Source organism: Mesoterricola sp. JemC181 (genome assembly GCF_055384585.1).
Genome location: NZ_AP045076.1, coordinates 781,711 through 801,222 on the forward strand (window position 1 = coordinate 781,711; position 19,512 = coordinate 801,222).

At 64.7% G+C, this 19,512-nt stretch carries 22 protein-coding genes and 1 pseudogene; 8 read left to right on the plus strand and 15 right to left on the minus strand.

Annotated elements, in window-relative coordinates; translation table 11 throughout:
* Positions 1-8: 8 nt before the first annotated feature.
* Positions 9-1,751, minus strand: coding sequence for an ABC transporter permease (locus ACZ5MC_RS03495; protein WP_306598927.1), 1,743 nt, complete (start codon positions 1,749-1,751; stop codon positions 9-11).
* A 280-nt stretch (positions 1,752-2,031) separates the two neighbouring features.
* On the opposite strand from ACZ5MC_RS03495, the gene ACZ5MC_RS03500 reads away from it, so the two are divergent.
* Both ACZ5MC_RS03500 and ACZ5MC_RS03505 read left to right on the plus strand, forming a co-directional pair.
* Complete coding sequence (locus ACZ5MC_RS03500) at positions 2,032-3,198, plus strand: trans-sulfuration enzyme family protein (RefSeq protein WP_306602310.1); 1,167 nt, start codon at positions 2,032-2,034, stop codon at positions 3,196-3,198.
* An 83-nt stretch (positions 3,199-3,281) separates the two neighbouring features.
* Positions 3,282-3,470 carry a hypothetical protein gene (locus ACZ5MC_RS03505; RefSeq protein ID WP_306598928.1) on the plus strand — a complete coding sequence of 63 codons (189 nt, stop codon included), beginning with the start codon at positions 3,282-3,284 and terminating at the stop codon, positions 3,468-3,470.
* On the opposite strand, the gene ACZ5MC_RS03510 is transcribed toward ACZ5MC_RS03505, so the two are convergent.
* Positions 3,417-4,229 (minus strand): arylamine N-acetyltransferase family protein, encoded by an 813-nt coding sequence (locus ACZ5MC_RS03510; RefSeq protein ID WP_306598929.1) that lies wholly within the window; start codon positions 4,227-4,229, stop codon positions 3,417-3,419. The genes ACZ5MC_RS03505 and ACZ5MC_RS03510 overlap by 54 nt on opposite strands.
* A complete protein-coding gene (locus ACZ5MC_RS03515) occupies positions 4,226-4,759 on the minus strand; it encodes a hypothetical protein (RefSeq protein ID WP_464517035.1) in 534 nt (177 codons plus the stop codon). Before ACZ5MC_RS03515 ends, ACZ5MC_RS03510 begins: the two co-directional genes overlap by 4 nt.
* Before the next feature lie 199 nt (positions 4,760-4,958).
* Between ACZ5MC_RS03515 and ACZ5MC_RS03520 the strand changes: the two genes are divergently transcribed.
* Complete coding sequence (locus tag ACZ5MC_RS03520) at positions 4,959-5,996, plus strand: WD40 repeat domain-containing protein (protein ID WP_464517036.1); 1,038 nt, start codon at positions 4,959-4,961, stop codon at positions 5,994-5,996.
* A 23-nt stretch (positions 5,997-6,019) separates the two neighbouring features.
* On the opposite strand, the gene ACZ5MC_RS03525 is transcribed toward ACZ5MC_RS03520, so the two are convergent.
* Positions 6,020-6,475 (minus strand): hypothetical protein, encoded by a 456-nt coding sequence (locus tag ACZ5MC_RS03525; protein ID WP_306598931.1) that lies wholly within the window; start codon positions 6,473-6,475, stop codon positions 6,020-6,022.
* 202 nt (positions 6,476-6,677) lie between these two features.
* Between ACZ5MC_RS03525 and ACZ5MC_RS03530 the strand changes: the two genes are divergently transcribed.
* The 3 genes from ACZ5MC_RS03530 to ACZ5MC_RS03540 all read left to right on the plus strand — a co-directional run bounded on the left by ACZ5MC_RS03530 (position 6,678) and on the right by ACZ5MC_RS03540 (position 8,811).
* The gene (locus tag ACZ5MC_RS03530) at positions 6,678-7,406 is read left to right on the plus strand and encodes a phosphatase PAP2-related protein (protein WP_306598932.1); all 729 of its coding nucleotides are present in this window, start codon (positions 6,678-6,680) and stop codon (positions 7,404-7,406) included.
* Between the two features lie 16 nt (positions 7,407-7,422).
* Positions 7,423-8,001, plus strand: a complete 579-nt coding sequence (locus ACZ5MC_RS03535; protein WP_464517037.1) for a hypothetical protein — start codon at positions 7,423-7,425, stop codon at positions 7,999-8,001.
* Positions 8,002-8,067: 66 nt separating this feature from the next.
* The gene (locus ACZ5MC_RS03540; RefSeq protein WP_306598934.1) at positions 8,068-8,811 is read left to right on the plus strand and encodes a hypothetical protein; all 744 of its coding nucleotides are present in this window, start codon (positions 8,068-8,070) and stop codon (positions 8,809-8,811) included.
* Positions 8,812-8,818: 7 nt separating this feature from the next.
* Here the strand turns inward: ACZ5MC_RS03540 and ACZ5MC_RS03545 are convergent, their stop codons facing one another.
* The 3 genes from ACZ5MC_RS03545 to ACZ5MC_RS03555 are packed head-to-tail and all read right to left on the minus strand — an operon-like array spanning position 8,819 to position 10,735.
* A complete protein-coding gene (locus ACZ5MC_RS03545; protein ID WP_464517038.1) occupies positions 8,819-9,709 on the minus strand; it encodes an S-methyl-5'-thioadenosine phosphorylase in 891 nt (296 codons plus the stop codon).
* A gap of 28 nt (positions 9,710-9,737) precedes the next feature.
* On the minus strand, positions 9,738-10,322 hold the full coding sequence (locus ACZ5MC_RS03550; RefSeq protein WP_464517039.1) for a TOPRIM nucleotidyl transferase/hydrolase domain-containing protein: 585 nt from the start codon (positions 10,320-10,322) through the stop codon (positions 9,738-9,740).
* 26 nt (positions 10,323-10,348) lie between these two features.
* Positions 10,349-10,735 carry a VOC family protein gene (locus ACZ5MC_RS03555; RefSeq protein ID WP_306598938.1) on the minus strand — a complete coding sequence of 129 codons (387 nt, stop codon included), beginning with the start codon at positions 10,733-10,735 and terminating at the stop codon, positions 10,349-10,351.
* A gap of 190 nt (positions 10,736-10,925) precedes the next feature.
* On the opposite strand from ACZ5MC_RS03555, the gene ACZ5MC_RS03560 reads away from it, so the two are divergent.
* On the plus strand, positions 10,926-11,438 hold the full coding sequence (locus ACZ5MC_RS03560) for a VOC family protein (RefSeq protein ID WP_306598939.1): 513 nt from the start codon (positions 10,926-10,928) through the stop codon (positions 11,436-11,438).
* Positions 11,439-11,446: 8 nt separating this feature from the next.
* Here ACZ5MC_RS03560 and ACZ5MC_RS03565 read toward each other — a convergent pair whose 3' ends face one another.
* The 4 genes from ACZ5MC_RS03565 to ACZ5MC_RS03580 all read right to left on the minus strand — a co-directional run bounded on the left by ACZ5MC_RS03565 (position 11,447) and on the right by ACZ5MC_RS03580 (position 14,659).
* Positions 11,447-11,836, minus strand: a complete 390-nt coding sequence (locus tag ACZ5MC_RS03565) for a hypothetical protein (protein ID WP_464517040.1) — start codon at positions 11,834-11,836, stop codon at positions 11,447-11,449.
* 52 nt (positions 11,837-11,888) lie between these two features.
* Positions 11,889-12,353: a RidA family protein gene (locus tag ACZ5MC_RS03570; RefSeq protein ID WP_306598941.1), complete on the minus strand. Its 465-nt coding sequence runs from the start codon at positions 12,351-12,353 to the stop codon at positions 11,889-11,891.
* A gap of 677 nt (positions 12,354-13,030) precedes the next feature.
* On the minus strand, positions 13,031-13,432 hold the full coding sequence (locus ACZ5MC_RS03575) for a YybH family protein (protein ID WP_464517041.1): 402 nt from the start codon (positions 13,430-13,432) through the stop codon (positions 13,031-13,033).
* Positions 13,433-13,498: 66 nt separating this feature from the next.
* Positions 13,499-14,659: a hypothetical protein gene (locus ACZ5MC_RS03580; protein WP_464517042.1), complete on the minus strand. Its 1,161-nt coding sequence runs from the start codon at positions 14,657-14,659 to the stop codon at positions 13,499-13,501.
* Between the two features lie 297 nt (positions 14,660-14,956).
* Here ACZ5MC_RS03580 and ACZ5MC_RS03585 point away from each other — a divergent pair, with 297 nt between their 5' ends.
* On the plus strand, positions 14,957-15,361 hold the full coding sequence (locus tag ACZ5MC_RS03585) for a hypothetical protein (RefSeq protein ID WP_464517043.1): 405 nt from the start codon (positions 14,957-14,959) through the stop codon (positions 15,359-15,361).
* A gap of 712 nt (positions 15,362-16,073) precedes the next feature.
* Here ACZ5MC_RS03585 and ACZ5MC_RS03590 read toward each other — a convergent pair.
* The 4 genes and pseudogenes from ACZ5MC_RS03590 to ACZ5MC_RS03605 all read right to left on the minus strand — a co-directional run bounded on the left by ACZ5MC_RS03590 (position 16,074) and on the right by ACZ5MC_RS03605 (position 18,584).
* Positions 16,074-16,490 carry a hypothetical protein gene (locus ACZ5MC_RS03590; RefSeq protein WP_464517044.1) on the minus strand — a complete coding sequence of 139 codons (417 nt, stop codon included), beginning with the start codon at positions 16,488-16,490 and terminating at the stop codon, positions 16,074-16,076.
* Positions 16,491-17,324: 834 nt separating this feature from the next.
* The gene (locus tag ACZ5MC_RS03595) at positions 17,325-17,804 is read right to left on the minus strand and encodes a hypothetical protein (protein ID WP_464517045.1); all 480 of its coding nucleotides are present in this window, start codon (positions 17,802-17,804) and stop codon (positions 17,325-17,327) included.
* Positions 17,805-18,064: 260 nt separating this feature from the next.
* Positions 18,065-18,349, minus strand: a pseudogene (locus tag ACZ5MC_RS03600) (type II toxin-antitoxin system RelE family toxin).
* Complete coding sequence (locus ACZ5MC_RS03605; protein WP_464517046.1) at positions 18,339-18,584, minus strand: type II toxin-antitoxin system Phd/YefM family antitoxin; 246 nt, start codon at positions 18,582-18,584, stop codon at positions 18,339-18,341. The pseudogene ACZ5MC_RS03600 and the gene ACZ5MC_RS03605 overlap by 11 nt, the downstream one beginning before the upstream one ends.
* Positions 18,585-19,512 lie beyond the last annotated feature (928 nt).

The window sequence follows — 19,512 nt, forward strand, 5'->3', positions numbered from 1 at the left end:
GGTCGTCCTCACTTCGTCAGGGAATAGCGGGTGTGGGCCAGCTGGTAGGTGGGCTTCCACACCAGGCGGTTGAAGATCACGACGATGGCGGACATGAGCAGCACGCCCGCGGCAAGCAGCGTCAGGTTGCGCTCGTAGGCGGCCTGGCTCACGGTGGCCCCCAGGCCGAAGGTCTTGAGGGTCTCGCCGTGGAAGGAATAGTACTCGGCCACGATGCTGGCGTTCCAGGCGCCGCCGGCGGCGGTGACCCAGCCCGTGACCAGGTAGGGGAAGGTCGCCGGCAGGTAGAGGGCCTTGAAGCGCTGCCACCGGGAGAGGCGGAAGCTGATGGCCGCCTCCTTGAGGTCCCCGGGGATGGCCATGGAGCCCGCGATGACGTTGAACAGGATGTACCACTGGGTGCCCAGCAGCATCAGGAGGACGCAGCCGTAGTTGAGGCCGATGTGGAAGCGCGCCAGGGTGGCGATCACCACGGGGAAGAGCATGGGGGCCGGGAAGCTCGCCGCCACCTGGACCACCGGCTGCAGGATCCGGCTGAGGCGCGGCGAGAGGCCGATGGCCAGGCCCGCGGGCACCGCCCAGAGCGTGCCCAGGGCCGTGGACACCAGCACCCGCACCAGGGTGAGCCCGCCGGCCTTGGAGAGGTAGGACCACTGGCGGCCGGGAATGGCGGAAAGGTAGTGCACGAGGCTGACGGCCGCCCACACGATGACCGCCAGCAGCGCCAGGAGCGCGGCGTTGGCCACGGCCCTCTGGATGGTGTTGGCGCGTTTGGCGGCGCGCGGCCTGGGCGCGGGCCGCGCCTTGCCCAGCCCCTGGTGGCGCCGGTGGACGCGGCGCGCCTCCAGCCACCGCACCAGCCGGGACCTTCGCAGCAGCCTCAGGAGCCAACTGCGGGGCTGCTCGCCCTGGGACGTCTCCTCCACCCGGAACCGCTGGGCCCACACCACCACGGGGCGCCAAAGCACCTGGTCCAGGAAGACGATCATGCACACCATGGCGAAGATGGCGCAGACCATGGCCCTGGTGTCGCCCTTGTCCACGGCCACGCTCATGTACGAGCCCAGCCCCGGCAGGCGGAAATCCTGGTCGCCCAGGGTGAAGGCCTCGGTGATCATCAGGAAGAACCAGCCCCCGGCCATGCTCATCATGCTGTTCCACACCAGGCCCGAGGTCCCGTAGGGCAGCTCCACCCACTTCAGGCGCTCCCACCAGGTGAACCCGTAGACCGTGGCGGCCTCCTGGAGGTCCTGGGGCACGGACTTCAGGGAGTGGTAGAGGCTGAACGTCATGTTCCAGGCCTGGCCGGTGAAGATCATGAGGATCGCCGCGAGCTCCAGCCCCAGGTTGCTGCGGGGGAAGATGGCCACCAGGGCCAGGACCAGGCCCGGCATGAAGCCCAGCACCGGGATGCTCTGCAGGATGTCCAGGAGCGGCACCAGGAGCTTCTCGGCCCGGCTGTCCTTGGCCGCCCAGTAGGCGTACACCAGGGTGAAGGCCAGGGAGATCACGTAGGCCACCAGCCCCCGCATCATGGAGAAGAAGGTGTAGAGGGGCAGGGACCACGGGGACAGGTCGATCTCCACGACCGGGCGCTTGGCGCCGGTCCACTGCTGCCCGAGCTGCACCAGGCCGAACAGCAGGGCGCACCCCGTCAGGATGACGACCAGGTCCGCCCACCGGCGCCGCCGGAAGGGGAAGAAGAGGGCGTTGGCCTGGCCCCAGACAGTGTCGATGATGCGGTTGAGCATGGGAAATCCGGAACGGAGGGGGGCAGGGCGGCTCCAGCCGCTCCCGCATCCTTGCATGCGTGTGTCACCAGCGTGTTACGCCTAGCGCGTCAGGGGCGGCACAAAGGAGGTTCTTCGACGGGGTTCATGTTCAGCATCGATACCTCCTTTCCGGGCAAATCCTCATTAGGCAGCATGCCCCCCCCTGATGAAAGGGTCAACCCCGATGCGGGAAATTGGACCTCCGGCTTCAGGTGGGTCAAAATCAACCCAAAGGAGCTTCACCTTGGACACCAGGAAAATGGGTTTCAATACCAAGTTGGTCCATGCGGGCATTCCGGACGATCCGATGGGCAGCGTCACCACGCCGGTCTACCAGACCTCCACCTTCGCGTTCCGCAACGCCCAGCAGGGCGCCGACCGCTTCGCGGGCAAGGCGTCCGGCTTCATCTACAGCCGCATCGGCAACCCCACCGTCTGCGCCCTGGAAGAGAACGTGGCCCAGTTGGAGAACGGCTTCGGCTGCACCGCCACCTCCTCGGGCATGGGCGCCGTCTCCACCGTCTACATGGCCCTCCTGAACCAGGGCGACCACATGGTGTCCACCGCCGGCGTGTACGGCCCCTCCCGGGTGCTCATGGACAAGCACATGAGCCGCTTCGGGGTGGAGTCCACCTACCTGGACACCAACGACCTGGCCGCCCTCAAGGCCGCCATCCGCCCCAACACCAAGATCGTCTACATCGAGTCCCCCTCCAACCCGTCCATGATCGTCACGGACATCGCCGCCGCGGCCGCCATCGCCCACGAGGCCGGCGCCCTGCTGGTGGTGGACAACACCTTCGCCAGCCCGTGCCTCCAGAAGCCCCTGGACCTGGGCGCCGACGTGGTCCTCCACTCCATCACCAAGTTCATCAACGGCCACGCCGACGTGGTGGGCGGCGTCATCATCGCCAAAACCGAGGAGCTCCACAAGAAGCTGCGGGCCATGGTGGTGATCATGGGCCCCTGCATGGACCCCCACCAGGCCTCCCTGGTCAGCCGCGGCCTCAAGACCCTCGCCATCCGCATGGAGCGCGCCCAGGCCAACGCCATGCAGATCGCCCTCTGGCTGGAGAAGCACCCCAAGGTCGAGTGGGTGAGCTTCCTGGGCCTGCCCAGCCATCCCCAGCATGCCCTGGCCAAGCGCCAGATGGCCGGTCCCGGCGCCATGATCAGCTTCGAGGTCAAGGGCGGCGTCGAGGCCGGCGCGCGGCTCATGGACAGCGTCAAGCTGGCCGCCCTCGCCGTGTCCCTGGGCGGCGTGGAGACCCTCATCTGCCACCCCGCCTCCATGACCCACGCCAGCATGGGCCGGGAGGCCCGCCTGGAAGGCGGCGTCACCGACGGCCTCGTGCGCTACGCCGTGGGCATCGAGGACGTGGAGGATCTCATCGCCGACCTGGAACAGGCCCTCCAGAACGTGTAGTTCGCCGACTCCCGGCCGCCACCGGCCGATCTGCCCCTGGAACGCCTCCCGGACGGACCTATCCTCGTCCCGGAGGCGTTTCCATGATCAAGGTCCTGCTGTGGTTCATCCTGCTGGTCATCTGCTGGCCCCTGGCCCTGCTCCTGCTGGTCCTCTGCCCCCTGATCTGGCTGCTTCTCCTGCCCCTGCGGATCCTGGGCTTCGCGGTGGAGGGGGCGCTATCCCTGGTGCGGGGCGTCTTCCTTCTGCCCGGCCGGATCCTGGGGGGGTGAGAACCGGGTGCCGGGCGGGAAGCGCAGGCCGAAGACCGACTCCAGGACGGCCAGGAGTTCGTCCGGATCCAGTTCCCGGGTGACGCCCCCCCGGGTCAGGGAGAGCCCCCGCAGCCAGGCCCGGTCCCCCGGGGCGCACCGCTGGGCCGTGAGCACCTGGGTGAACTTCGAGTCCGGGTGGGTGCTGGTGTAGTGGTTGGCCACCTTCAGGTCCACCGGGAGGACCTCGCCGGGCTCCAGGGCGTAGAGGTCCTTCCAGGCCCCGTCCTCCCAGGCCTGGAGCACCTGCCGGGAGCCCTCCGGGACCACGCGGTTGCGGTCGCCGTGGCGCGCCGCTTCGCGGCCGTCCAGGGGCACCGGGCCCAGGACGCCGTCCCCCCCGAACCCCACGTCCGCCAGCCAGGGCCCGTCCTCCAGCGCCACCTCCAGGGCCAGGTGCGAGCGGGCCATGGGGCCGGTGGCGCCCCGGCGCACCCGGGCCTCCCGCAGCCGCACCGCGAACCCCAGCGCCTCCAGGGCCGCCGCGAACAGCGAGTTCTGCTCGAAGCAGTAGCCCCCCCGGCGCCCAGCCACCAGCTTGGCCTGCAGGGAGGCCAGGTCCAGCCGGATGGGCCGACCCAGGTGGATATCCAGGTTCTCGAAGGGGATGGCGCGGGTGTGGGCCGCGTGCAGCGCCTCCAGGGCGGCAAGGGACGGCGCGGGCGCGCCCTGGAAGGCGATGCGCCCGAGGTAGGCTTCCAGGTCGAAGACGTCGGTCATGGGGCTCCCCGCAGGGCGGAACGGCCATAGCGTACCAGCACCGGCACCAGGAGCATCCCCCCCAGGACGATCCCCATGGTCAGGGTGGGGTTCCTGAAATACGCGTTCAGCCGGAGGGTCGTCACCGCGATGACGGCGTAGTAGAGCATGTCCCCCGCGATGGCGAAGGCCCAGCCCGCCACGAACCCGTGGCCCGCCGCCAGGGCCGCGGCGCGTCCCGTCATGGGGTCCACCCCGAAGGCGATCATCAGGAGCCCGAAGGGCCCGGCGCCCGTGCCGGTGAAGTGCCTAGTGCCCCGGGCCATGGCCAGCTTCATGGCGAAGCCCAGCCGGAACAGGAAGGGGACCCGGGCCCCCAGCTCCACCAGCAGCCGCAGGACCGGTTCGAAGGCCAGGGCCAGGATCAGGTCCGACACGAAGTAGATCCCCGCCGTCAGCGGCCAGGCCAGCCCCTGGGACCGGGCCAGCAGCACCCCGGCGGGAATCCCGCCGCCGACCGGGAGCAGAAAGAGCATCAGCACGGGGACCATGCTGGATGTTACCCCGGGTCCCGGCCGCCGCAAAAAAAGCGGGTCCTGCCCCGCTCCGGCGGCTGATTGGACAAGTCCTTTGGATAGAGTCTATGGCTCCGACAGGGGGCAGGTGGAGGAACCACCCGTATAAATAATTTCTATTTAAGACCGGGCTTTCTGAAATCCCGGCCTATCCTTGCAGGTTGAGGAAAGGCCGATGCCCAAGCCCAAGCGAATCCCCTTGAAACTGGGAACGCTCCCCGCTCCCCGGGCGTCCTGGGAATCCCCGGCCCCCGCCGCCCCCTCCGCGCCGCCCGAGGTGCGTTCCTTCCCTCCCACGCAGCCGGTCGCCCGGTTCTTCGGGGTGCCGTTCCTGAAGGGCGGCGCCCGGGAGGTCACCGCCATCCACCTGTGCCCGGAACGGGTCCACCTGGCCACCATCCGGGACGGCTCGAAGCTGGAGGTGTCCAACCGCCTCACGCTCAGCCGCCTCGAACTGGGCGGCCTGACGTTCGCCAGGATGATCGCCTTTCGCCCCCGGCAGGGCACCGGGACTTCCATCGAACTGGCCATCGTGGGGCCCCCGGACCAGCCTGAGATCACCCGGTTCGACGTCCAGGCCGGCCAGCCCCTGGCCGGCCTTCCCCTCCAGGCGGTCACCGCCCTGGCCTACAGCTGCGATGGCCGCTTCGCGGCCGCCGGCAACCGCGACGGCAAGGTCCAGGTGTGGCTCCTGGGCCCCGGCCACCCCACACCCGTCCTGTCGGCCGGCTTCGAGGCCCAGGTGGAGAGCCTGGCCTTCCACGCCGAACATCCCACCGTCTACGCCACCCTGGCCACCGGCGCCCTGGTTCAGCTGGAGCTGGCGCCGAGCCCCGCTGTCGACGCCGTCCAGGCCCTGCGGCACTCGGCCCCCGGCGTCCTCGTGCACCGGGTCACCACGGGCCGCCGCGGCTACTCCATCTACCTGGCAGGGCGCGACGACCGGGTCTACGTGCTGGACACCGCCACCGGGGAGGTGGGCCTCTTCTCGCCCAACGTGGGGCCCATCACCGGCCTCCAGATCCTGCCCGCCAGCGGTCATCTGTGCGTGCTCGGCCCGCGGTCCGTCTACCTCATCGATCCGGTGGGCCCCAGCCAGCAGGAGCACCTAGCGCTCGTCTGCCCCTTCGACGACCCCATCTACGCCGCCTGGGAGCTGGACGGCGAAGCCGTCCTGGTCTTCCATGCCGCCGAGGGGGCCCTCAGCGCCTAGGCTGACGAGCCTTCGCTGGCGGGTCAAGGGACCTCCGGAGAGCCGCCCGGTCCCTGCGAAGCGTAGGTCACCTGGAATTCCCGGTTCTGGAACAGGGTTCCGAAGTCCCCGTTGCGCACCACGAAATTCCGGCCCGCCCCATCCCTGGGGGCAACCTGGACCAGGATGACGTCGCCCAGGATGGGAGCGGCCGCCGGCGGGTAGGAGAAGGACACGGACCCGTCCGCCGTGGAGGCGCTCCCCGCATAGTACCGGACCGGATCCCCGGGATTCGTCCCGTACGATTTCGCCAGGTCGATGGTGATGGCCGCCTGCCCCGGAAGCCTGGCCGCGGCCACCAGGAATCCTCGCGGAGCCCTGGCCGCGGCCCGGGCCTGGAAGTCCCGGGCGCCACGGTGGGCGACCAGGAGAACAACCGTGCCACCCAGCGCGATCCCGGCCAGGAACAAGCCTGCTTGTCGAACGGACATGAAACCCATGGGTCGGATCTCCCAGTTTGGAAGGGGGGCTGGATTTTCCCCCAGCTTACAACCTCGCCCCCCCCGTCCCTCGCGGGAATTCCCAACCCCATTAGTACAAATATTTGAGATAACATGGAAGGGACGCCCGCCTTCGCGGGCCCCCGACAGCCCCCGGCCTTCCAGCGGTCCGCCGCATCGGAGGCGGACCCCAGGATGGACCATGAACCCGAATGAACCCAAACCTCGGCCCCTGTGGCTGATCCTCCTCGCCGTGCTGGCCTTCCGCTACCTCTGCCATGCCGCCGCCCTGCTCCTGATCCTGCCCAACGAGATGCAGCCCGGAAGCGCGCTGCCCGACCTGCTCCTGCGCCATGTGCCCTACGTGGCGGTCCTGGCCCGGTGGAACTACGTGCTGTGGCTCCTCTGCTACATCCCCTCGGCCCTCTGGATCGGGCGGCAGGACCGCGAGCTGTTCATTCGGCTGGTGGTGACGGACGGTCTCCTCTCGCTGCTGCGCGGCCTCATGATCCCGCTCACCGGCATCGGCCCGGTCCTCGGCGCCGACATCAACGCCCTCCACCCCTTCGCGGTGTGGCCGGCCCTGCTGTCCATCCTCAACCCCCTGAAGGCCATCGGGGAGAATTCAGCGGGCGTCTACCTGACCAAGGACCTCTTCTTCAGCGGGCACATCGCCACGACGTTCCTCCTCTACCTCTTCTCCCGCCGGTTCGGCAAGGCCAGCCGCGTCTTCCTGGCCCTGAACCTCTTCACGCTGGCCGTGGTCCTGCTGGCGCACCTCCACTACACGATCGATATCATCGCCGGGTATTCCATCACCTACGGCGTATACCGAGCGAGCGAGCTTTGCGGGTTCTCCTTCGCCTGGGTCTGGAATCCCTCCTGGGAACTGAAGGACGACCCGGAAGCGGAGTGTCCGTCCCAGGATTGAGGCACACTGGTTCACGATGCCCTTCCCCAAACGGAAATCCCCCCGCCCCGCGAAGACCGGCCTAAACCGCGCCAAGCCCAGGGCGAAGCCCCTGCGCCGCGCTTCCGGCCTGGGCCGGGCGCGCGGGACCACCGTCCTCCATGCCTGCGGCCACAAGGAAAAGCACGCCTTAAGCGGTCCCAAGTGGAAGAAGGAGAAGGACGCCCTGTGGCAGAAGGGCCAGGCCTGCACCGCCTGCTGGTCGATGGGGAAGGCCGAGGAGCAGGAAGCCCTCTGCGACCTTCCGGGACTGCCCGAGCTGGAGGGCGCCCCCCGCCAGGTGTCCTGGGCCCGCTCCCTGCGCGCGGCGGTGATCGCCCAGGTCAAGCTGGAGGCCTGGCGCCTGGACCAGGAACGCAAGCGCAAGGGCCTGGCGCCGGCGGCGGAGCGCTACCTCGCCCTGGTCCTGCCCCCCGTCCTGGCGAGGACCGACGCCGGCTGGTGGATCGACAACCGGGAGGCGGACCTCCTGGCGCTGATCCTGGACTTCCAGACCCAGGATGACCTGGAGGCCCTGCGCCAGGAGACGGCCCAGGCCGTCGACTGCCCTTTCTAGGCGCTTAAATTGATTGGATTTTGGCGGTCGCGCGCACAGAATTAGGGGTCTTCGACGGGCCCACCCATGAAACGCATCCTCCTCTCGCTCCTGCCCTGCCTCCTGGCGGCCCAGACCGTCCCGGCCCACATCGAGGCCTTCCAGACCACGGCCAAGGCCGTGCGCAGGGGCGGCACCGTGACCCTGAGGTGGTCCGCCACCGGCGTCGACCAGGTCCGCCTGGATCCCCTGGGCCTGATCCTGCCCGCCAAGGGTGAGATCACCCACCTGGTCACCGGCCGCACCGTCTACTGGCTCCATGTCACCAACGGGGCCGGCGGCCAAAGCGCGCCCCTGGTCGTGGACCTCCTGCCGGAGGAACCGGTTCCGGCCCCTCCCCCCACCCCGGCTCCCTCCGTCCTTCCGCCCATGATGCCCCTGGAACGGCCCCGACTGGCGGCGCTTCCGGCCGTTCCCTCCTCCCCGGCGCCCGTTCTGCGGGTGGCGCTGCCCCTGCCGCACCACGCGCCCCGCGCCGTCTGGATCCAGTTCGCCGCCACCGTCAGCCCCCGGGGGGCCGCGCGGTTGCAGCGGACCCTCCTGCGCACCGCCGCCACCGAATCCTCCCTGGTGGTGCGCCATCGCCGGGCCGGGCGCCCCTACCAGCTGGTCCGCAGCGGGCCGTTCCCCTCCGTCCAGGCCGCGCGGCTGCACCTCCAGGGCCTGGCCCCCGCCATGAAGGCCCTGAGGATCCGGCCGATCGTCGTCCTCGGCCCGGCCCAGCCCCTTTCCCTGGGCACCACCTACATCGCGGATTCCCGCCAGCCCTGACGGCCGTTCAGCGCGGACCCAGCACGCGCCCGGCGACCGCGTCGAGGTTGCGCAGAAGTTCCGGATCCCGGTGGCCCGGAGCGGTGATGAGGGCATGCTCCAGGGCGGTGCGGCAGGAGCATGCGGGCGCCTTGGCATCGGCCTGGATCCGGGGCACCGCGTGCCCGGCCAGACTGCGGGCCCGGTCGGCGTTGGCCAGCAGCACCTTGACGATGGCGTCCACCGTCACGTGGTCGTGGTCCGGGTGCCAGCAGTCGTAGTCCGTCACCATGGCGACCGTGGCGTAGCAGAGCTCCGCCTCCCGGGCCAGCTTGGCCTCCGGCATGTTGGTCATCCCGATCACGTCGCAGCCCCAGGACCGGTAGAGCCTGGATTCGGCCAGGGTGGAGAACTGGGGTCCCTCCATCACCAGGTAGGTGCCGCCCCGCACCGCCTCGATGCCCGCCTCGGCGGCCGCGGCCTCCAGGTGATCGCCCAGGCGGCTGCACACCGGGTGGGCCATGGAGATGTGGGCCACCAGGCCGCTGCCGAAGAAGCTCTTCTCCCGGGCGAAGGTCCGGTCGATGAACTGGTCGGCGATGACGAAGGTGCCCGGCTTGAGGTCCTCCCGCAGGGAACCCACCGCGCTCACCGAGACCAGGTCGGTGACGCCGGCCCGTTTCAGGGCGTCGATGTTGGCCCGGTAGTTGATCATCGACGGCGAGATCCGGTGCCCCCGGCCATGGCGGGGAAGGAACACCAGGGGCTGCCCGTCCAGGTCTCCGAACAGCAGCTCGTCCGAGGGCGCGCCGAAGGGGGACGCGACCTTCTCCCAGCGCTGATGGGAAAGGCCCTCCAGGTCATAGACCCCGCTGCCCCCGATGAACCCGATGACCGTCCGGCCGCCCTTTTCGCTCATGGTCTTCTCCCCCAGGGATTATCGCAGATCACCGGGAGGCCGGCCCCAGCAGCCTGGCCGCGAGCTGAACCAGGGGGGACGGCAGCTGGCCAGGATCCATGGCTTCCACGAGGCTCTGCGCGCAACGGATCTTCCGCGTCGCCCGGGTTCCCAGGAAGCGGCGCAGCTGGCGATGCACCGGGGAATGGCGGTGCTGGGGCATGGCCTGGAAGCGCCGGAACGAGTTGAGCTCGGCCTGGGCCTCGAGGACCCGCTCCACGGCCCCGGTTCCCAGGGCCCGGATGAGTTCGTCCTCGAGGTCGTCGACGCACGCGAAGAAGCCGGACGCATCCAGGGATTCGTGGGGGGCGGCCCCAAGGGAGGCGTTCTCGAGCGCACGGCGGACGTGCCGCTCGTCGGCGACGTCGTACAGGCCGCAGAAACCCGCACGGGGGTTTTCGCGCACCAGCTCCGCCAGCACCTTCGGGAAGTTGGTGACGCCGCCCGCCGGCCAGATCCGGATGCGACGCGAGCCCAGGTCGCAACCGACGAGATCGGCCAGCGCGCGGACCGCGGCCGCATCGCTGTCGCCTTCGACGAGCACCAGGGTCCGGATCATGGTCGCGGGTGCCATTCGGGAGCGTCAAGCACCGTTCCGGTTCACTGGCCGGCCGGGGGTTCCCAGAGTTCCACCTTGTTCCCCTCGGGGTCGATGACCCAGGCGAAGATGCCGTATTCCGACGCTTCGACCTTCTCGAGGACGTTGCAGCCCTCCGTCCGCAGGACCGCTACGAGGGCCTGAAGGTTCTCGACCCGGTAATTGATCATGAAGGAGGCCTTGCTCGGGGCGAAGCCCTCCCCCTCTTCGCCCCCGATGCTCCAGATCGTCGTTCCCCCCGTGGGGGTCCCCTGGCTGTCGGCCCAGCTGAATGCCGCCCCGCCCCAGGCCTGGACATCGATCCCCAGGTGCTTCTGGTACCAGGCCCGAAGTGCGACCGGGTCCTTTGCCTTGAAGAAGATTCCACCGATACCCGTGACTCTGTTCATGGGTGACTCCTGGACATCGAAGAAGGGAAAATCGAAGGCCCCGGGTTGGGCGGGCGGCTGGGCCCTGCCGCTTGAACGAACTATGACATTCCTGGGAGGTGTTTTGAACCGCCCGGCTGGGGGTCGGGTGCCGACGCCGGACGGACCCCATGGTAGACTCCCCCAGCTTGCAGCGCCAAGGGGGACGCCGATGGCCAGGAACGTGATCTGCCTCTGGTATGACGACGCGGCTGAAGAAGCGGCCAGGTTCTACGCGCGAACGTTTCCGGACAGCGCCCTGAAAGCCGTTCACCGCGCTCCTGGCGATTTTCCGGGGGGCAAGGAGGGGCAGGTCCTCACGGTCGAGTTCACGGTGCTGGGCCTGCCCTGCCTTGGCCTGAATGGCGGTCCGCATTTCAGGCACAGCGAAGCCTTTTCCTTCCAGATCGTCACCGAGGACCAGGAGGAGACGGACCGCTACTGGGATGCCATCGTCGGGAATGGCGGCACCGAGAGCGCCTGCGGGTGGTGCAAGGACAGATGGGGCCTGTCCTGGCAGATCACGCCCCGCGTCCTGCTGGAGGCGACGACCGGTCCCGATCCTGCGGCAGCGAAGCGCGCGTTTGAGGCGATGATGGGAATGACGAGGATCGATATCGCCGTGATCGAGGCCGCACGTTCCGGAACCGCGCGGTCCTGGCCTGCCGGCAGGCCATCGGGTTGAGTTCCGGGCTACCTGGGCAGGGGCTGGGATGGAGCCGGCTGGAGGGTTGCTGCCGTTTCGGAAGCCGCGGATGGCGTGGGGTGCTGAGCCCGGTAGCGGGCTGCCCGCAGCAAGGCCTCGGCCGATCCTGGATCCTTGCGCTTGAAGTGATCCACGTAGAACCTCAGGCCCGCGACATCTCCGTCAAGCAGGATTTCATGCTCGGCGATGGCCGTCGGATTTTCCTGGGCCCTGAGGTGCTGAAGGAGCCGCGTTCGCTCGAACGTCGAAACGCGGAGCCGAAGCTCAGCTGATCGCGTGTCTGCGTCCAGCCAATAGATCGTGGCCGCGCCACCGCCGAGAGCGGCGCCGATGGCCAGCGTCACGATGGGGATCACGAGATGACGGTTCATTCGCATGTGGGCTCCTGACGCTGACAAGGGAGCCGGCCACAGCCTGGCGGCGCGGACGTCACCCTTCCTTGATTTCAACCGTGGCCTTGACGGTCAGTGGCACGCCGTTGCGAAGCGAATTCACCCCGATGACGGAGCGGACATGAACACCTGCCGGGCCGAAAACCTCCACCAGCAGGTCGGAGGCACCATCCAGGACCTTTGCATGCTCTTCGAATTCGGCGGTCGCGTTGATCGAACCGTGGAGCTCGACGAATCGGACGACCCTGTCAAGCGAACCGAGGTGATCCTTCAATGCCGAAATCAGATCTATGCAGGCGGAACGGGCGAAGGCGTAGCCCTGGGCGGTGGAGTATTCACTCCCCAGGCGGCCCTTTGGCTTTTTCCCGTCGATGGGCAGAGGCGCCCGGCCCGAGGTGAACAGGAGATTCCCGGACTGCACGACCGACACGTAATTGCCCGCAGGTGCGCCGCCGGCGGGGAGATCGATTCCAAGCTCCTTGATTCGTTGTTCAGCACGCATGAAGAACCCCGGTTCCATTTGACGTGGAATCACACCTCACGAAATCAGCTGGCCGAAAGCGTACCACCTCCCTTGCCGGAGAAGCGCATGAAAAGCCACCCGCAACCCAGTGCCAGGATACAGGCGCCCATGCAGCAGACCGGGAAGGAGCGGTTGTTGATCCGGCTCGCAACCCAGAAGGCCGGGAGAAGGCTGAGGAGAAGGCGACTGCGAATCGAGTCCGGTCCTTCATGGCTTTCATCTCCTGGAACGTCCCGGCCGGGGTTGAGCGGAATGGCGGCTGGAAGGGCTATTGCTTGGGCTTCCTTGGGCGGTCATCGTCGGACATCTGATAGAGGGAATTTGCATTATGCAGGCCTGTCGGACCCATCCTGTTCTCCGGAGCGTCCCGCATGCCTTGGAGATCGCCGAGGGCCTCCCGGTACATTCGGGATCGAAACAATAACCAGAAGATCAGGGCTATTCCCATCATGGCGAGGAAGATGATCAACCCGGATGGCATGGGGCCCTCCTTGGAGGATTCCTGGAGCGGAAGTCGGGTCGGCCCCAGCTTGGCGGCGCGATCGGGGACGAAGGGGGATGGGAAAGACGATACCACCTTGGGCGAGAGGCCGGCAGGGGTCCGTCAGGAGCAGAGGGTCAGGCAGGGTGGCTTGAAGCCCTGGATAAAGGGAATCTCATGATCCCCCTCCCTCAACCGGGGACAACGTATGGGCATCGCGGGCCAGGAGCCACCGGCCATCCGCCTGTTTGCGGTAGATCGTTATCCGATGGCCGGCCAACCGGGTCCCTTCCCCACTTCCGGGCCGGGTGACCGACAACGTGTCCCGGCTCCGCGTATACGCGACTGCGCCGACGACCACGACCTCCTCCAGTTCGCTGGTGCACAGGAACCGTATCCGTTGGCGAGCTGCCGAGAAGTTGGCTGAGAATCCATCCCGGCCGAATGGCGCCTGGCCGGGACCGAGGAATACGGCATCGTCCGCCATCAAGGTGAGTAGGCGGGCCAGATTGCCGTCATTGACGGCGCCCAGCCAGGTCGAATGAACCTCACGGATTTCTTGTTCATCGGATCCCATCCGTCACCTCCGACCCTGAATGATAAGCCGCATCGAAGGATGGTTTGCGAATCCCTTTCCTGGCCTTCAGGGGACCCTTTCGGGTTCAGGCGTTCGCTTCGCCCCGCGCAGGGGCACGAAGTCGCCCTTCACGTCCTGGTAGGCGCCAGGACCTGGGATCTCGTCGCCGAGCTTGAACTCCGAGACAATCGAACCCTTCTCGCCGTCCAGGGTGAAGGTGTGGGCGGCGGCCCGGTCCATGTTGAACATCAGGGCTGTGGCGTGGACGCTGCCGTCAGCCTCCAGGGCGAAATCGATGGCCTCCGGAACCAGGGGCGTCGAGCAGGTGGCGCTGGAGTCGGCCCCTGTCCATCGGGGAGATTGGCCCTTCCGGGCGAAGGCGACCTTCATCCAGGGGACGGTGATCTCCTTGAGGTTGTAGGAATCCAGGTTCATCCTATAGAACCGCCCCGTGCCCCGCAGATATACGAAGAGCGATCCGTTCGAGACGCAGAAGACCGGCGTGGCCCGGTTCGGGTAGGACTCCGCGTCGCACCCGAGGACATCGTAGTCGATTGTTTTCACGATCGTGGCCTCGCCGGGCCCCGAGCCCGGTTCCAGGATCTCGATGAAGTTCACCTCCCCCCCGAACAGGGCGATCCGGTGCCCCGGAAGCACCACCAGTCCCGCTCTCGGGGACTGGCGCCCATTGCGTTTGGCGAAGGACGGCCGCAGCTTGTAGACCTGCACCCACGCCTGATCCACGTGCTTGAAGAGGGCGGTGGAACCCACCCAATACAGGGCCCCGGTCTCGTCCAGCTGGAAACCGATGCTGGAATTGAGCGAGCGGTCAGACCGCACAAAGCCCTCTCGCATCGCATCACTCAGTCCCGGGTCAGCGTCGAACCGGCTTAACGTCTCTTCCACCGGCGCCTCCGGCAAGGCTTCCCTGGACCGGAGGGCAAAACCGCTCTCCCGCTTCTCGAAGCGGTAGATGCTCGACTCGAAGATCAAGGCCTGGTCGGTCCCGCTGGGGTCGTAGGGCGCCAGGACGACGGGCATCCCGAAATACCCCGTGCGGAAGAGAGGGGCCGGCGCCTGGCCCGTGGCCGCAAAGGTCACCGTATCGCCGTTGGGTAGCCGATCGATGGCCACGTAGGTCGATGGGCGCACCTCCGGCGGGGCCGGTTCTGCGCCCAAGGCGCAGGCCGTTGCGATCAGGATGGGCCAACGCGATCGAAAAGCCATTTGCCGCCTCCGCAGGATGTTCCGTTAATGCAACGGGGATTGGAAGACAGGATAGCTGTCCAGCCTATGCACCCACAACGAGGGGGGAAGATCCCAAATCCATAATCGGTTTTAACCATTCCTTCAGGTGGTCCGTGCGCGCCCAACGCCGAAGGCGAGTCGGCCCGAACCTGGACGCCGTCGCGGGGCCTTCCATCCAGCCGACACCCTCCATGGGCCGGCACGTGAAAATCACCTCGTTGGGAAGGCGCGGTGGGATTGGCGTCCAATTGAAACGCCGGGGGGGAAGGGCGCTGATTGCCCATCGGACGGCGGCCTGCCCTGGTGATGGAGCTGGACTTTTCGCTCACCGAGGCCGGTGCAAAGAAGCCCGCCAACCGAGGCCTTCTGGGGGCCCACAGCTGGACGCGCGCAAAAAATATATGGCCCGACCCGTCTTATCTGGAAGAGCTTCCAGATATACCCATCGAGGAATTGAATTTATTGACAATCTTGGCTGTCGCCAGCGCAGCAATGCAGCATACCAGGATGCCAATCAGGAGGATTCCCATTTTCCAGGCAGTGGAAATGGCTCGCGTGGATCCGATTGTGCGTGAAGGTTCGTCTAGCATTGAAGGACTCCTGTCTCAACATGTACCTGATCAGGGCGTTGATGGACCATTGTCTCTATTGCTGGGTGGGGATTTGATTGTAAATCGATAGGAATAAACCATTATATCGCCACTTTGAATTTTCGGACCAACAATTGATAAAGTTCAACAAATAATCGACCGATTCCAGGCATTCAGTTGAAGCGCTCAAGGGAGACGGGCGCTGATTGCCCATCGGCATGCCCTGGTGATGTAGCTCCGGGATTTTCGCCTGATGAAGTCGGCATGTAGAAATCCGCCTTGCCTTGGCCTCCCGGGAAACCGCCTCATGACGCGGCGCAGACCTGTGGCCCTGGGGTTTTGCGCCCCATGCCATGGCACCGAAGTTGGTTCGGCCCCCGTAGGGCGTCGCGAACGGGGGAGAAGGAGGATCGGAAAGACGCTACCACCAAGGGGAGCCGTGCAGGTTGGGGTCCGACGTCGAGCGCTGGGTGAGGACGGCACGGACACATTGCCGGCGGTCGGACGTTGGCGTCAATCAGAGCCTGGCCCTGGACCTCAACGCCTTCGCCACGGCCGATCGGGAATTTCAATTAAATCGCAAATGGTGATGCCAATGAGGCCAATGGTTTCAAGTAAATAGAGCATGGGTGCACCCCGAGGAGCCTTCGGATATCGGGTGCTTTGAATCCGGAGGAGGCTTCGGGTTGGCGCCCTGCGGGCCCTGGCGGACCAAGCCGACCAGCCCTTTTGCTGCGATACACGACTGTTGAATTCTTTGAGGACTCTGGTGCGCAGCGATGGGGTCCGAGGTGAGCGAGAGGCTAGGCGTCTGAATTTGAATCTTCCACCCGGCTTGTAGTGTTGAATGCCGCGGTAATGATTGTCGGAAAAATAAAGCCCTTGAGATAGGAAAGCGGGTGCCTGCCCACGGTGAAATCGACGGGCAGGTGCCTGAAATGCGCCCAATAGTGCGTTGCAATAAGTCCGGTGATGCCTGCCCACATACCCCATAAAGCCCATCGGTTGCCAAATAGGACGAGCAGCAAACTGAGAGTAATCACCACTCGAAGGACCGATTGTACGTATTCGAATGCTGTGTGGGTACTGCTGCCCGCGCCAAGATACAGGTCGTACAGGGTAAAGGTATGGTAGTAGACCAGCAGTCCGGCGAGAACAAGGATGATCAGGCGCCGGAATAATAGAAAGCGGTTCGTATGCATTACAGGTAGTTTGGTCACCTCGGCCCTCCATCCAATTGCGTATAAGAAAGGGGACAACCCGCATACTCTTCGATTTGCGTTGGTGGATATCCTACTTCTTCGATGATCGTGAGCGATTCAGGTGATTCGATGTTCGAGGCGTATCTCCAGTCTACGGTCGCCCAACGCCGAAGTTGAGTCGGCCCCAACCTGGCGGCGCGAACGGGGAAGAAGGAGGATTGGATAGATGCTTCCTCAAAGGGAGAAGGTCAGGTTGGGGCCTACTTCAACGCTGGGTTAGGAACGGCGCGCCAAAATCACCTCGTTGGGACGGCGCGGTGGGACAGGCATCCGGTTGAAGCGCTCGGAGGCGTTGGGCGCTGGACGGCCCATCGAGATGCAGTTTGCCCTGGTAATCAATATTCGATTCAGGTCTGGTTGTCTTTAATGCCTGCGCTTGTTTTCACAAGGGCAATTCCGGCGAAAAGTAATCCAAATTGGAGCACGAAGTGATTCCCAAGAATTACGTGCACTGCAAGGAGGTTCCATAACTCGATTAGAAGCCAGACGCCGATCAGGATCCAGCCTCCAATCAGACTGAATGAATCTTTGGAATTTCGTTTGGGATTACCATCGGATTCTATGTTCACAAGATTCTCTTGGATGTGCAGTGACTCCAGATGCCGAAAGTGGTTGGAAGGTGATGCCTAACGCCGAAGTTGAGTCGGCCCCAACCTGGCGGCGCGAACGGAGGTGACGTGAGATTGGAAAGACGATACCACCAAGGGGAGAAGTGCAGGTTGGGGTCCGACCTCGAACGCCGGGTTAGGCAGACGGACGTTGGATGATGAAACCGAGCACGCGACGCCAAGATTAAGGAGTGGCCTTGGACGCAACCTTTGAGAAGAAGTATTGCAGTGAGAGTAGGTATACAAGGGAAGTAACTGCGCCGAAAACGAGTTGTGCAGGCCCGAAAGGGCGATAAAGATCTCGGCCGGGTTCACCAAGTGCCCCCACAACGAACCAAGACAAAAGGACGTATGCGAAATACCCAGCTATGTAGACCCAGAAGTAGAGGACCGCTGTAAGTGAGAAGAACCTAGTGAAGAAGTCGCGGCCTTTCTCGCCGCCATTCGAGCGGAAGGCAATTAGAAGGGAGGCTAGCGACATGCCTAATTGAAGGAGCACAAAAGGTAGCGCCGCGGGTGATGCCAAGGCCCCAATGAAGCCCGGATGCCCAGCCACGTTTTGGAATGCGATGTTCAAGGCCATCAGAACGACGATCGGAACGGTTGGTACGCGCTCAGCTCGTAGTTGGTCGACGAGCATGTTGGGATTAAGGATGGTGAGCATGTGAGATGCCTACTGGCGTTTGGACGGCCATTGATGATGGTGCCTTGGGATGCCTGACGCCGAAGTTGAGTCGGCCCCGACCTGGCGGCGCGAACAGGGGTGAAGGAGGATTGGAAAGACGATACCACCAAGGGGAGAAGTGCAGGTTGGGGTCCGACCTCGCTGAGTTAGGACCGGCGCGTGAATATTACCTCGTTGGGACGGCGGCAATTGGACGGTATGGAATGGGCACAAAATTGGAGTTCAGGCTTGGGGACTGTCTACAGGCGATCTGAAGCAGAAATATAAACAGCATTCCCTTGGCGCTTAACGACTGCACCTGCGGTTACTACCATACATGCATCGAGAACCTGATAGACCATCCGATAGCCGACACCCTTGAGCTTGATTTTGTAGCAATCTGGCATGCCAGACAGCTTGGCGGATTCCACCCTTGGATTTGACAGTCACTCCACAAGCTTCTTCTTGAATTGCTCGCGAATGCGTCCGTCTAGTTTTCGCCATTCCTTCAACGCCGATTCTTTGAATTCGAGCTCATAGATCATCCAGACTCACCTTGCCTGAAGGCTCGTCCTGACGGTCCCTCACCAAGCGCGCAAGATCGATGTCATCGAGGTGATCCAAAATTGCTTCAAAGGTTGCAGCTGGGACAAGGTAGGCGGTAGGACGATTATGGTTAAGTATCACGATAGGTTCTCCCTTTGATTGAGAGATGACGCCACTAGGGTTCTTCTTTAAATCACTAATGCTTACAGATGAGCGGGCATGGATGCGTTGCATTGGAGCCCCTCCTTGGTGACCTAATTATGGTACCAATTTTAGGTCATCGCAAGGGAGTACAGATTACCTCGTTGGGACGGCGCGGCGGGATGGCTTTCAGTTGAAGCGCCCGAGGGGGAAGGGCGCTGATTGCCCATCGGGCTGCGGCTTGCCCTGGTGATTTAGATCTGGGCTTTTCGACAACTGAGGCCGGCGCGGAGAAACCCGCCTACCGTGGCCTTCGGGGGGAGCCGCAGCAGGACGCGGTGCTGTCGAGGGACACCGTAAATTGACCGCCCGTCAATTTTCATGGCCAACGGGGGGTCAGTTTCGGATGTCGCCCGATAGGTGGGGTTTGAGGCGAAGGATGCCTATCGTCCATTGCTCGGAGATTGGTACTTTGGAACTTTTTCCTGTTTGACGGCAAGAAGGGTAACCAGTCTTCAACGCATAGTGTGTTGAGGGCGTAATAACTCTTAATAATTGGAGGATAATATGAATAACGAAGCAAAAATCGCAGTCCTTCCGGAAAAAAGCTTGGAGAATGTAACTGGTGGAATGATGCGCAGACCTGGGAATCCTTTCACGGGAGTTGACTGGCGGGAATTCGGTGCCTGGACTGGGGCTGGTGCTGTAGTTGGGGGCCTCGAGGGCGCAGCGAGGGGAGGAACTAGGGGGGCAGTAAAAGATGCCGTTGGGGGGGCCATATTAGGGGGCACTGCTTACTGCGTGCAGACCATGATCAACCCGCCTTCCAATGTTCCTAGCCTCGGTGGTTTCCCCTCGCCGATACCTTCGTTCGGACCATCAATGGGATCCCATGGGTATCGTCCAACCCAAACCCGAATGGAGCCGACTCCAAGGCGGTAGCGCCGTTGTTGGCGATTTAATATATGCCACCATACTTCATGTCTAAATCTGAAAGAAATCTACTCTGGGCCGTGGTTCG